The following is a 13,675-nucleotide window of genomic DNA, read 5'->3' as shown; positions in this document are numbered from 1 at the left end:
TTGTCTGTTCGGGCCTCTTTGTGGGCAAGCCCGCATTCCCCCTGTGGGAACGGGCTTGCCCGCGAAGGCCGCGCCTCGGTCTAGAGCGGAGCCAGCTCGGTTTCAGCCTCGACCGCTTTCACAACCTTGAGCTGGCGCATCTGCTCACAACCCCACAACACCCGCTCCGGGGTCGCCGGGGCGTCGATCTTCGGTTGATGCCGGTAATCGCCGATGCTGGCCACCGCATCCTTGATCGCGCACCACGCGGCGATGCCGAGCATGAACGGCGGCTCGCCGACAGCCTTGGAGTGGAACACCGTGTCTTCCGGGTTCTTGCGGTTCTCCACCAACTTCACCCGCAGGTCCAGCGGCATGTCCGCCACGGCCGGGATCTTGTAGCTGGCCGGCCCGTTGGTCATCAGCTTGCCCTTGCTGTTCCACACCAGTTCTTCCATGGTCAGCCAGCCCATGCCCTGGATGAAGCCGCCCTCGACCTGGCCGATGTCGATGGCCGGGTTCAGCGAGGCGCCGACGTCGTGGAGGATGTCGGTGCGCAGCATCTTGTACTCGCCGGTGAGGGTGTCGACGATCACTTCGCAGCACGCCGCGCCGAAGGCGAAGTAGTAGAACGGCCGGCCACGGGCCTGGCTCCGGTCGTAATAGATTTTCGGGGTCTTGTAGAACCCGGTGCTCGACAGCGATACCTGATTGAAATACGCCAGTTGAATCAACGCTTCGAAGGTCATGATCTGGTCGCGTACCCGCACGTGACCGTTGTGGAATTCGACGTCTTCGTCACTGACCTTGTAGTGCCGCGCGGCGAATTCCACCAGACGCTGCTTGATGATTTCGGCGGCGTTCTGCGCGGCCTTGCCGTTGAGGTCGGCACCGCTGGAGGCGGCGGTCGGCGAGGTATTCGGCACCTTGTCGGTGTTGGTCGCGGTGATCTGCACCCGGTCCATTTCCACCTGGAACACTTCGGCCACCACCTGCGCGACCTTGGTGTTCAGGCCCTGGCCCATTTCCGTGCCGCCGTGGTTCAGGTGGATGCTGCCGTCGGTGTAGACGTGAATCAGCGCGCCGGCCTGGTTGAGGAAGCTGGCGGTGAAGGAAATGCCGAATTTCACCGGGGTCAGCGCCAGGCCTTTTTTCAGGATCGGGCTGTTGGCGTTGTAGCGGCGGATCGCTTCGCGACGCTCGGCGTACTGGCTGCTTTCTTCCAGTTCCGCCGTCATTTCTTCGAGCATGTTGTGCTCGACGGTCTGGTAGTAGTGGGTGACGTTGCGCTCGGTCTTGCCGTAGTAGTTGGCCTTGCGCACCGCCAGCGGATCGAGGTTCAGGTGACGGGCGATGGCGTCCATCACTTCTTCGATGGCGACCATGCCTTGCGGGCCGCCGAAACCACGGTAAGCGGTGTTCGACGCGGTGTTGGTCTTGCAGCGGTGACCGTTGATGGTCGCGTCGCCCAGGTAGTACGAGTTGTCCGAGTGGAACATCGCCCGGTCGACGATCGAGGCCGACAGGTCCGGCGAGCAGCCACAGTTGCCGGCCAGGTCCATGGCGATCCCGTGCAGGCGCCCGGTGTTGTCGAAGCCGACGTCGTACTCGACATAGAAAGGGTGACGCTTGCCGGTCATCAGCATGTCTTCGACCCGTGGCAGGCGCATCTTGGTCGGCTGGCCGGTGAGGTGCGCGACCACCGCGCACAGGCACGCCGGGCTGGCGGCCTGGGTTTCCTTGCCGCCGAAACCGCCGCCCATGCGGCGCATGTCGACGACGATTTTGTTCATCGACACGTCGAGCACTTCCGCCACCAGTTTTTGCACTTCGGTGGGGTTCTGGGTCGAGCAGTAGACGATCATGCCGCCGTCTTCGGTCGGCATCACCGAGGAGATCTGGGTCTCCAGATAGAAGTGCTCCTGGCCGCCGATGTGCAGCGTGCCCTGGATGCGATGTTCGGCAGTGGCCAGCGCTGACGTCGAATCGCCGCGCTGATGGGTATGGCTGTCGAGGACGAAATGGCGTTTGCGCAGGGCTTCGACCACGTCGAGCACCGGCTCCAGATCTTCGTATTCGATGATCGCGGCCATCGCGGCCTTGCGTGCGGTCTCCAGATCCTTCGCGGCCACGGCCAGTACCGGTTGGCCGACGAACTGCACGTCATCGATGGCCAGCAGCGGATCACCCGGCAGCAGCGGGCCGATGTCTTTCAGGCCCGGTACGTCTTCGTGGGTGATGGCGATGCGCACGCCTTCGAAGGCGTAGCACGGCCGGGTGTCGATGCTGATGATCTTCGCGTGGGCGCGATCCGACAGCCGCGCGTAGACGTGCAACTGGTTGGGGAATTCCAGGCGGTCATCGATGTACTGCGCTTCACCGGACACATGCTTGGCGGCGCTGTCGTGCTTGACGCTGCGGCCGACACCGGTGGTCAGATCCTTGGCGAACAGCTCGGCCAATTCAGCCTGGGTCTTCTCTACGGCGTGATGGTTAGACATAAGCGGTCACCCGAGTCTCGATGTGCGGTGTTTGCAGTTCGATGAAGTATTTGCGCAGCAGGTTTTGCGCGCTGAGCAGGCGGTATTCCTTGCTGGCGCGGAAGTCCGAGAGCGGCGTAAAGTCTTCGCTCAGCGCGGCGCAGGCGCGTTCGACCACGGCGTTGTTGAACGGCTGGCCGAGCAGCACGGCTTCGCAATGGGCCGCGCGTTTCGGGATCGCGGCCATGCCGCCGAAGGCCACGCGGGCGTCGCGGATCACGCCGTTTTCCACGCGCAGGTTGAACGCGGCGCAGACGGCGGAGATGTCGTCGTCCAGGCGTTTCGACACCTTATAGGCGCGGAAACGCTGCTCGGCGCTGGCGCGCGGGACGATGATCTTTTCGATGAATTCGCTTTCCTGACGCGCGGTGACCCGGTAATCGATGAAGTAATCCTCCAGAGCCAGGGTGCGCCGGGTTTCGCCCTTGCACAGCACGATCTGCGCGCCGAGGGCGATCAACAGCGGTGGCGAGTCACCGATCGGCGAGGCGTTGCCGATGTTGCCGCCGAGGGTGCCTTGGTTGCGGATTTGCAGGGAGGCGAAGCGGTGCAGCAGTTCGCCGAAGTCCGGGTACTCGGCGTTGAGCGCTTCGTAGCAGTCGGAGAGGGCGGTGGCGGCGCCGATTTCCAGGTGATCGTCGAAGCGTTCGATGCGCTTCATTTCGGCGACGTTGCCGACGTAGATCATCACCGGCAGGGTGCGATGGAACTGGGTGACTTCCAGCGCCAGGTCGGTGCCGCCGGCCAGCAGCCGCGCCTGTGGATAAGCGTCGTAGAGGTCGGCCAGGTCGGCCACGGTCAGCGGCACGAGGCAACGTTTGTCGCCGCTGTTGAGTTCGCCGATATCGGTGGGCGCAATGGCCTTGAGGCGGGCGATGGTTTCGGCTTCCCGGGCGTCGAACTGATCCGGCTGTTTGCCGCAGCAGGATTGTTCCGCGGCGGCGAGGATCGGCCGATAGCCGGTGCAGCGGCAGAGGTTGCCGGCCAGCGCTTCGTGGGCTTTCTGGTGATCCGGCGCGTCGCTGTTCTTTTGCAGGGCGAACAGCGACATGACGAAACCGGGGGTGCAGAAGCCGCACTGCGAGCCGTGGCACTCGACCATGGCTTTCTGCACGCTGTGCAGCTCGCCTTTGTGCTTGAGGTCTTCGACACTGATCAATTGCTTGCCGTGCAGCGACGAGACGAACGTCAGGCACGAGTTGAGGCTGCGATAGCGAATGTGTTCGCGGCCATCGTCATCCGTTTGCAACTCGCCGACCACCACGGTGCAGGCGCCACAGTCGCCGCTGGCGCAACCTTCTTTGGTGCCGGACTTGCCCACGTGTTCGCGCAGGTAATTGAGCACGGTCAGGTTCGGGTCCAGGGCGTGCTCGCTACGGAGTTCCTGGTTTAGTAAAAACTGGATCACGGAAGGCCTCGCAGATTCATTATTGTTGTTAACCGACGTGAGCCGAATTTAGCAGCTCTGACTTTTCGGTCAATGATTTTCTGACTTAAAGGTCAAGAAAACTCGTTTCGTCGATCAACAGCTCGTCTCTTGAGTATTGACCCGCTATCGAACTCCTGCTTTTTTGCGGGATTCGTGCCAAAAACCGCTGTGCGGGCACTCCGCCATGAACGCGCAGTGCGCTACACTGCGCCGCTTGTGCAGATCAAAGAATTTGAAGGACAACCATGACGTTCAAGGCGCCGGACAGCCTCGCCGAGCAAATCGCCCACCACCTCGCCGAGCGGATCATTCGCGGCGAAATGAAGCCGGGAGAGCGCATCCAGGAACAGAAGGTCACGCTGGCGCTGAATGTCAGTCGGGGTTCGGTTCGCGAGGCCCTGCTGATTCTCGAACGCCGTCACCTGATCGCGATCCTGCCGCGTCGTGGCGCCCACGTCACCGAACTGACGGCGCACAAGGTTCAGAGCCTGTGTACGTTGATGAGCGAGCTGTACATCCTGCTCGGCAACGCGGTTGCCAACGGCTGGCAGACCCAGGCCGACATGGCGCCGTTCGTGCAGATCCAGCAGCGCCTGACCGCCAGTTACGAGCGCCAGGACATCCGCACCTTCGTCGACGACAGCTTCAATGTGATGCGCGCCGCGTATCCGTTCGCCAACAACCCTTATCTGCAAGAAACCGTCGAGAACCTGCAACCGGCCATGAGCCGCGCGTATTTCCTCGCTCTGGAGCAGCGCAAGGCCGAGATGAGCGAGTTCCTCGAACTGTTCGAACGCCTGCTCGCCGCTGTGCTCGCCCGTGATCTGCCGCAGATCCGCATCGTGCTGACGGCTTACGCCCAGCGCAGTTGCGATCTGGTGGTGTCCGCCCTGACGGCGGCCTGAACGTGCGGCTAAAGTGCATCAAACTGGCGGGGTTCAAATCCTTCGTCGACCCGACCACGGTGAACTTCCCCAGTAACATGGCGGCGGTCGTCGGGCCGAACGGTTGCGGCAAGTCGAACATCATCGACGCCGTACGCTGGGTGATGGGCGAAAGTTCGGCGAAGAACCTCCGTGGCGAGTCGATGACCGACGTCATCTTCAACGGCTCGACCAGCCGCAAGCCGGTGAGCCAGGCGAGCATCGAACTGGTGTTCGACAACTCCGACGGCACACTGATCGGCGAGTACGCGGCCTACGCGGAAATCTCGATTCGCCGCAAAGTCACCCGCGACAGCCAGAACAGCTATTACCTCAACGGCGCCAAATGCCGCCGCAAGGACATCACCGACATCTTCCTCGGCACCGGCCTCGGCCCGCGCAGCTACTCGATCATCGAGCAGGGGATGATCTCCAAGCTGATCGAAGCCAAGCCCGAAGACCTGCGCAACTTCATCGAAGAAGCGGCGGGGATCTCCAAGTACAAGGAGCGTCGGCGCGAAACGGAAAACCGTATCCGCCGAACCCACGAAAACCTCGCCCGCCTGACCGACCTGCGCGAAGAACTCGAACGCCAGCTCGAACGCCTGCACCGCCAGGCCCAGGCTGCCGAGAAGTATCAGGAATACAAAGCCGAGGAGCGTCAGCTCAAGGCGCAACTGTCGGCCCTGCGCTGGCAGGATCTGAACGAGCAGGTCGCCCAGCGCGAATCGATCATCGGCACCCAGGAAATCAGTTTCGAAGCGCTGGTCGCCGAACAACGCAACGCCGATGCGGCCATTGAGCGTCTGCGTGACGGGCACCACGATCTGTCCGAGCGTTTCAATCTGGTGCAGGGGCGCTTCTATTCGGTTGGTGGCGACATCGCCCGGGTCGAGCAAAGCATCCAGCACGGCCAGCAACGTTTGCGTCAGTTGCAGGACGATCTTAAAGAAGCCGAGCGCGCGCGCCTGGAAACCGAGTCCCATCTCGGTCACGACCGCACGCTGCTGCTGACCCTCGGCGAAGAGCTGGACATGCTCACCCCCGAGCAGGAAGTCACCAGCGCCGCCGCCGAAGAAGCCGCCGCCGCCCTCGAAGAGTCCGAGCTGACCATGCACGGCTGGCAGGAGCAGTGGGACACCTTCAACCTGACCGCCGCCGAACCGCGTCGTCAGGCCGAAGTGCAGCAGTCGCGCATCCAGCAACTGGAAGCCAGCATGGAACGTCTGGCCGAGCGCCAGCGGCGGATGGGTGAAGAGCGCGCGTTGCTGTCGGCGGATCCGGAAGACGCGGCGATCATGGAACTCAGCGAACAGCTCGCCGAGTCCGAAGCGACGCTCGAGGATTTGCAGACCAGCGAAGAGGCCCAGGTCGAAAAACTGGAACAACTGCGTCAGGAGTTGCAGCAGGCGCTGACCGCGCAGCAGCAGGCGCAGGGCGATCTGCAGCGGCTCAACGGTCGCCTGGCGTCGCTGGAAGCCTTGCAGCAAGCGGCGCTCGATCCGGGCACCGGCACCGCCGAGTGGCTGCGTGAACACAACCTCGCCGAGCGTCCGCGTCTGGCCGAAGGCCTGAAGGTCGAGGCGGGCTGGGAGCTGGCGGTGGAAACCGTACTCGGCGCCGACCTGCAAGCGGTGCTGGTGGATGATTTTGCCGGCTTCGATCTGTCCGGGTTCTCCCAGGGCGATCTGCGCCTGCTCAGTCCGGGCAGTGATGGCGTGCGGGTGCCGGGCAGTCTGCTGGACAAGGTCGAGGCGCAGGTTGACCTGTCGTCGTGGCTCGCTCAGGTCAAACCGGTCGACAGCCTTGAGCAGGCACTGGCCCTGCGCGGTCAGTTGAGCGCCGGGCAGAGCCTGATCAGCCGCGACGGTTACTGGGTCGGCCGGCACTTCCTGCGGGCACGTCGCGCCAGCGAGGCCGAAAGCGGCATGCTCGCCCGTGGCCAGGAAATCCAGGATCTGCAACTGGAGCGCGAAGAGCGCGAAGCCACCGTCGAGGCCATGGAAACCCGCTTGCAGACCCTGCGTGCGCAACAGCGCCAGCAGGAAAACGGCCGCGAACATTTGCGCCGGCTGCTGCAGGATGAAGCGCGTCAGCAGGGCGAGTTGAAAGCCCAGTTGTCCGCCGGCAAGGCCAAGGCCGAGCAATTGAACCTGCGTCGTACCCGTCTCGATGAAGAGATGGTCGAACTCGGCGAACAGCGTGAGCTGGAACACGAACACATCGGCGAAGCGCGGATGCAGTTGCAGGACGCTCTCGATGCCATGGCCGTCGATACCGAGCAGCGCGAGTTGCTGCTGGCCCAGCGCGACAGCCTGCGCGAACGCCTCGACCGCGTGCGTCAGGAAGCGCGACAGCACAAGGATCACGCCCATCAGTTGGCGGTGCGCCTGGGTTCGCTGCGCGCTCAGCACGACTCCACCCGTCAGGCGCTGGAGCGCCTGGAAATGCAGGCCGAACGCCTGACTGAAAAACGCGAGCAGTTGAACCTCAATCTGGAGGAGGGCGAGGCGCCGCTGGAAGAGCTGCGTCTCAAACTTGAAGAGTTGCTCGACAAACGCATGAGCGTCGACGAAGAACTCAAGACTGCGCAAATAGCCCTGGAAGATGCCGACCGCGAACTGCGTGATGCGGAAAAACGCCGGACCCAGGCCGAGCAGCAATCGCAGCTGATCCGTGGTCAGCTCGAACAGCAACGCATGGAATGGCAAGCCCTGACCGTGCGCCGCAAGGCCTTGCAGGATCAGTTGCTCGAAGACGGCTACGACTTGCACGGCGTACTCGCCACGCTGACCCCGGAGGCCAGTGAACGCGAAGCCGAAGACGAACTCGAACGCATCAACGCGCGGATTCAGCGCCTGGGCGCGATCAACCTCGCGGCCATCGACGAATACCAGCAACAATCCGAGCGTAAACGTTATCTGGATGCTCAGGACGCCGATCTGGTGGAAGCGCTGGAGACGCTGGAAAACGTCATCCGCAAGATCGACAAGGAAACACGGAACCGCTTCAAGGATACCTTTGATCAGATCAACGGCGGTTTACAGGCACTTTTCCCGAAAGTTTTCGGTGGTGGCAGCGCGTATTTGGAACTGACGGGCGAAGATCTACTCGATACAGGGGTGACGATCATGGCGCGGCCGCCAGGAAAGAAGAACAGCACCATCCATTTGCTTTCCGGCGGCGAAAAAGCGCTGACCGCACTGGCACTGGTTTTCGCGATCTTCAAATTGAATCCGGCGCCGTTCTGCATGCTCGATGAAGTTGACGCGCCACTGGATGACGCTAACGTTGGACGCTACGCACGCTTGGTCAAAGAGATGTCGCAGACCGTGCAGTTCATCTACATCACCCACAACAAGATCGCCATGGAAATGGCCGATCAGCTGATGGGGGTAACGATGCATGAACCGGGTTGTTCGCGACTGGTGGCCGTGGATGTCGAGGAGGCGATGGCGATGGTGGATGCCTGAGCCGGCGCGGTGTCGGAAAGGTATTTGTAGTCTGTAGGACTGTTTTACCAGCTTCGACTTGCTGGCCAATCGACATATTCGCGCAAGCCAATGAGACAGACGGTGTAAAGTTGTCTTTGGTCGTGCTAGTTTAATGTCAATTTTTCGTATACGTGGGCAAAACGCCTGTCAGAACATAGAGTTGGCGCCACGTTTTAAAGCGGTTTGCACAATGTAAACCCCTTATTTTTCAGCATTTTTTATAGAGGCACGGGATTAATGGAAATCGGTCTGCGCGAGTGGCTGATCGTCATCGGCATCATTGTGATAGCCGGTATTCTTTTCGATGGCTGGCGCCGTATGCGCGGCGGCAAGGGAAAACTGAAATTCCGTCTTGACCGAAGTCTGTCCAACCTGCCCGACGAGGACAGCAACGCCGAGTTGCTGGGCCCGTCCCGCGTACTGGATACACACAAGGAACCACAGCTGGACGAACACGATCTGCCGTCGGTGAGCATGCCGGCCCGTGAGCCACGGGAAGCGCGCGAGCCTCGCGAGTCCGGCTCCAAACGTGGCAAGCGTGGCGGCAACGGTCCGGCCCAGGGCGACCTGAACCTCGATCTGGATCTGGACGGCGGCCCGAGCTTCAGCAGCCGTGACGATGATTTCGTCGAGGATGCCAAGCCGTCGCCAATGGTCAGCGACAAGGATCAGCCGCAAGCCGAAGAAGTGCTGGTAATCAGCGTGATCTGTCGCGATCCGGCCGGCTTCAAAGGCCCGGCGCTGTTGCAGAACATCCTGGAAAGCGGTCTGCGTTTTGGCGAGATGGACATTTTCCACCGTCACGAAAGCATGGCCGGCAACGGCGAAGTACTGTTCTCGATGGCCAATGCGGTCAAGCCGGGCATCTTCGACCTGGATGACATCGACCACTTCAGCACCCCGGCGGTGAGCTTCTTCCTTGGCCTGCCAGGCCCGCGTCATCCGAAGCAGGCCTTCGACGTGATGGTGGCGGCGGCCCGCAAGCTCTCCCAGGAGCTGAACGGCGAACTGAAAGATGACCAGCGCAGCGTCCTGACCGCGCAGACCATCGAACACTACCGCCAGCGCATCGTCGAATTCGAACGTCGCGCCCTGACCCAGAAGCGCTGAGATCAGAGATCGCAGCCGTGGCCCTCACAGGAGTCGTCGAGTGGAACCCGGCTGCGATTTTTTGATTCAAAACATGTAATGAGATAGGAGCAGCCTCGGCTGCTCTTTTGCTTTATGAGAGAACACCCATGACCGCCGCCAATACCCGCATTCTAGAGCTGCGCGCTGAACTCGATCAGCACAACTACCGGTATCACGTCCTCGACGAGCCGAGTATTCCGGACGCCGAGTACGACCGGTTGTTCCACGAGCTCAAGGCACTTGAGGCGGCCAACCCGGAGCTGGTTACCAGCGATTCGCCGACCCAGCGTGTCGGCAGCGTGGCGCTCACGGCGTTCACTCAGGTGCGTCATGAGGTGCCGATGCTCAGCCTCGGCAATGCCTTCGAAGAAACCGACATGCGCGAGTTCGACCGTCGGGTAACCGAAGGTCTGGATCTGCCGGCTGGCGATCTGTTCGGCGGTGGCGCGGCGGTGGAATACAGCTGCGAACCGAAGCTCGATGGCCTGGCGGTCAGCCTGCTGTATCAGGACGGCGTGCTGGTACGCGGCGCCACGCGCGGTGATGGCACCACCGGTGAGGACATCAGCGTCAACGTGCGCACCGTGCGCAACATCCCGCTCAAGCTCCACGGTGAAGGCTGGCCGGCGACGCTCGAAGTGCGCGGCGAAGTGTTCATGTCCAAGGCCGGTTTCGAGCGCCTCAATGCTTCGCAACTGGAAGTCGGCGGCAAGACCTTCGCCAACCCGCGCAACGCCGCCGCCGGCAGTCTGCGCCAGCTGGACTCGAAGATCACGGCCAATCGTCCGCTGGAGTTCTGCTGCTACGGCATCGGCCAGGTTTCCCACGATATTTCCGACACGCACATCGGCAACCTCAAGCAGCTCCAGGCCTGGGGCATGCCGATCAGTCACGAACTGAAACTGGCCAAAGGCATCGGCGAATGCCTGGATTACTACCGCGATATTGGCGAACGGCGTAACGCCCTGGCCTATGAAATCGACGGCGTGGTGTTCAAGGTCAACAGCATCGCCGACCAGCGTGAACTGGGCTTCCGCGCCCGCGAGCCACGCTGGGCCATCGCCCACAAATTCCCGGCCATGGAAGAACTCACCGAATTGCTCGACGTGGAATTCCAGGTCGGTCGCACCGGTGCGGTCACCCCGGTGGCGCGGTTGAAACCGGTCAAGGTTGCCGGTGTCACTGTTGCCAACGCGACGTTGCACAACATGGACGAAGTGGCGCGTCTGGGCCTGATGATCGGCGACACGGTGATCATCCGCCGCGCGGGTGACGTGATCCCGCAGGTTGTGCAGGTCGTTACCGAGCGTCGCCCGGAAGATGCGCGGCCGGTGCAGATTCCCGAGCGTTGTCCGGTGTGCGGTTCCCATGTCGAGCGCACGCAACTGGTCAAACGCAGCAAGGGCAAGGAAACCATCAGCGAAGGCGCGGTGTATCGCTGCGTCGGTCGACTGGCCTGTGGTGCGCAACTGAAGCAGGCGATCATCCACTTCGTTTCCCGCCGCGCGATGGACATCGAAGGCCTCGGCGACAAGAGCGTCGAGCAACTGGTGGACGAGGGGCTGGTCAGCTCTCCGGCGGATCTGTATGCATTGAAGTTCGACGATATCGTCGACCTCGAAGGCTTTGCCGAAGTCTCCAGCAACAAACTGCTGGCAGCGATCGCCGACAGCAAGACGCCGGGTCTGGCGCGCTTCATTTATGCGCTGGGGATTCCCGATGTTGGCGAGGAAACCGCCAAGGTGCTGGCGCGCTCGCTGGGTTCGCTGGAGCGTGTGCAGCGCGCGTTGCCGCAAGTGCTGACCTACCTGCCGGACGTCGGCCTGGAAGTGGCGCACGAGATTCACAGCTTCTTCGAGGACGCCCACAACCAACAGGTGATTACCGAGTTGCTGGGGCACGGTTTGCAGATTCAGGATCAGGGTGAATTGGGTGCCGAGTTCGCCGCCAGCACCACCCTCGGTGGCTTCCTCGACAAGCTGCACATCCCGTCGGTCGGCCCTGGCGGGGCGCAGAAACTGGCAGATAAATTCGTTACGCTGAAGGGCGTTTTCGACGCCGACTGGCTCGATATGCGCCAGGCGTTGCCGGAGAAGCAGGCCAATTCGGTCCGCGAGTTCTTTGCCTTGGCGGAGCATCGGCAACTTGCCGAGGACGCCGAGAAGCAACTGATCGATTTCGGCATGCATTGGCAGAGCGAGAAAAAAGTCGTCGAAGGCCTGCCGCTGGCGGGGGAAACCTGGGTGCTGACCGGCAAGGTCGAACTGATGAGCCGCGATGTCGCCAAGGAGCACCTGGAGAGCCTTGGAGCCAAGGTGGCGGGCTCGGTGTCGGCCAAGACCCATTGCGTGGTTGCAGGCCCGGGGGCCGGCTCGAAGCTGACCAAGGCCAATGAGCTGGGTGTGAAGGTCATGGATGAAGAGGCGTTCATTGCCTTCCTGAAAGGGCATGGTCTCGCGGTCTGATCGATCGTTGCGACGCGGTGCGTGGAACGATCGGCGCACGAGGATGATCTAGTCTTGGCAAGCCCCAGGGAGAGATCGCCATGTACCGCTTTTTCGAGCAGCTGAGTTCCCGCATCGTCGCGCCGTTCATGGGCGAGTCTTCGCGCAACAGCAAAGTCTGGCCGTGCCGCTGCGGCCAGTCGCTGTTCTTTCGCAACAGCCAGTGCCTGGCCTGCGAGGCATTCCTGGGTTATCAACCGGAACACAGTCGCCTCAGTTCGTTGCAACCAGGGCCTCAGGAAGGCACATGGACGCTCGACGTCGATCCCGATGCCGGACTGTTCCGCCGCTGTGCCAACCTCGACACGCCCGCCGCCTGCAACTGGCTGCTACCGGCCGACGCCGCCGACAGCCTGTGTATCGCCTGCCGCCTCAATCGCACCATTCCCGACCTGTCCGCTGCGCAAAATCCTGAACGCTGGCGCAAGGTCGAGATCGCCAAGCGTCGCTTGATCGCGCAACTGATTACGCTCGGTTTGCCGGTCGTGGCAAAAACCGTCGACGAAGAAACGGGGCTGGCGTTCGATTTCATCGGTGTCGACCTTGAGGGCAACGCACCGATGACCGGCCACGCCAACGGCCTGATTACCCTCGACATCGCCGAGGCCGACGACGCCCACCGCGAGCAGGTGCGGGCGCAGATGCATGAACCCTATCGCACGTTGCTCGGGCATTTTCGCCACGAGGTCGGGCATTACTATTGGGATCGCTTGATCGCCAACGGCCCGTGGCTCACAGGGTTTCGCCATCTGTTTGGCGACGAACGCGCCAGTTACGCCGAGGCACTGGATCGCCACTACCAGCACGGCGCGCCGCTGGACTGGCCGCAACACTACGTCAGCGCCTACGCGACCATGCACCCGTGGGAAGACTGGGCGGAAACCTGGGCGCACTACCTGCACATGATGGACGCGGTGGACACCGCGCTGGGTTTCGGCATGAGCGCGCGGGAGCTGGATTTCGACTACCGGCCATTCCCGACCAGCACCCTGTACGAGCCGGAACACCCTGGTGGCGCAGCGTTCCTGTCGTTCGTCAATGCGTGGATCGAGCTGGCGGGGATGCTCAACGAGCTGTCACGCAGCATGGGCCAGCCGGATTTCTACCCGTTCGTGCTGCCGGCCCCGGCGATTGCCAAACTGCACTTCATTCATCTGGTGATCCAGCAGGCGGGCGGCCGGGCGGACGAAGTGCTTCAGGCGCAATAGCAAGTGCTTGAGCCTCTTCATATTTTTAATCTACAACCAGCGGTTGTAACTTCGTCTCAGATAGGTACAATGGCGCGGCTCGCCGACAGGCAAGCGTCGTTATGGTGACCCCATCGGTCCCCCCGCAACGATTACCCGTGAACCTGGTCAGAGCCGGAAGGCAGCAGCCACAGCGGGAACATTGTGTGCCGGGGTGTGGCTGGTGGGGTCGCCACCTTAACGAACCTCGAACGAATCAAATCAGAACTGCATGGGTTTCGCCCACTGCGGTTTTTTTATGCCTGTGATTTTTCCACCGCGCCGGGTTTTCGTGCGAAGTTGCGCGCGATGGCGTCGGGCATTTCCTTTTTCGCCCCGTCCCGCATCGCCGCTCAATCACGGCAGGTGAACGGTGGCATACTCCTTGGCCGGCGGATTCGCCACGAAATGAACGATAAGCACGGGTCAGGATTGATCGTGTGAGAACG

The 13,675-nt window shown here is 62.0% G+C and carries 7 protein-coding genes and 1 other RNA gene; 6 read left to right on the top strand and 2 right to left on the bottom strand.

The window, feature by feature from the left end; all coding sequences use genetic code 11:
• Positions 1 to 80: 80 nt before the first annotated feature.
• Complete coding sequence (gene xdhB / locus N8H74_RS24585) at positions 81 to 2,480, bottom strand: xanthine dehydrogenase molybdopterin binding subunit (RefSeq protein WP_262150993.1); 2,400 nt, start codon at positions 2,478 to 2,480, stop codon at positions 81 to 83.
• Entirely contained in the window at positions 2,473 to 3,927 is a 1,455-nt protein-coding gene (gene xdhA / locus N8H74_RS24580; protein ID WP_262150991.1) for a xanthine dehydrogenase small subunit, read from the bottom strand. The genes xdhB and xdhA overlap by 8 nt, the downstream gene beginning before the upstream one ends.
• A gap of 266 nt (positions 3,928 to 4,193) precedes the next feature.
• On the opposite strand from xdhA, the gene N8H74_RS24575 reads away from it, so the two are divergent.
• The 6 genes from N8H74_RS24575 to ffs all read left to right on the top strand — a co-directional run bounded on the left by N8H74_RS24575 (position 4,194) and on the right by ffs (position 13,416).
• A complete protein-coding gene (locus tag N8H74_RS24575; protein ID WP_217834025.1) occupies positions 4,194 to 4,853 on the top strand; it encodes a GntR family transcriptional regulator in 660 nt (219 codons plus the stop codon).
• A 2-nt stretch (positions 4,854 to 4,855) separates the two neighbouring features.
• Entirely contained in the window at positions 4,856 to 8,344 is a 3,489-nt protein-coding gene (gene smc, locus N8H74_RS24570; RefSeq protein ID WP_262150989.1) for a chromosome segregation protein SMC, read from the top strand.
• 258 nt (positions 8,345 to 8,602) lie between these two features.
• Positions 8,603 to 9,475, top strand: coding sequence for a cell division protein ZipA (gene zipA, locus N8H74_RS24565; protein WP_217834027.1), 873 nt, complete (start codon positions 8,603 to 8,605; stop codon positions 9,473 to 9,475).
• A 128-nt stretch (positions 9,476 to 9,603) separates the two neighbouring features.
• Positions 9,604 to 11,961, top strand: a complete 2,358-nt coding sequence (gene ligA, locus N8H74_RS24560; protein ID WP_262150987.1) for an NAD-dependent DNA ligase LigA — start codon at positions 9,604 to 9,606, stop codon at positions 11,959 to 11,961.
• Between the two features lie 80 nt (positions 11,962 to 12,041).
• Entirely contained in the window at positions 12,042 to 13,208 is a 1,167-nt protein-coding gene (locus N8H74_RS24555) for a putative zinc-binding peptidase (protein WP_262150985.1), read from the top strand.
• Positions 13,209 to 13,319: 111 nt separating this feature from the next.
• Positions 13,320 to 13,416, top strand: an RNA gene (gene ffs, locus N8H74_RS24550) — signal recognition particle sRNA small type.
• Positions 13,417 to 13,675 lie beyond the last annotated feature (259 nt).

Source organism: Pseudomonas sp. B2M1-30, assembly GCF_025447575.1.
Classification (GTDB): Bacteria; Pseudomonadota; Gammaproteobacteria; order Pseudomonadales; family Pseudomonadaceae; genus Aquipseudomonas; species Aquipseudomonas botevensis.
Note: the sequence above shows the minus strand (reverse complement) of the source record. Positions and strands in the feature narration are given on the sequence as shown.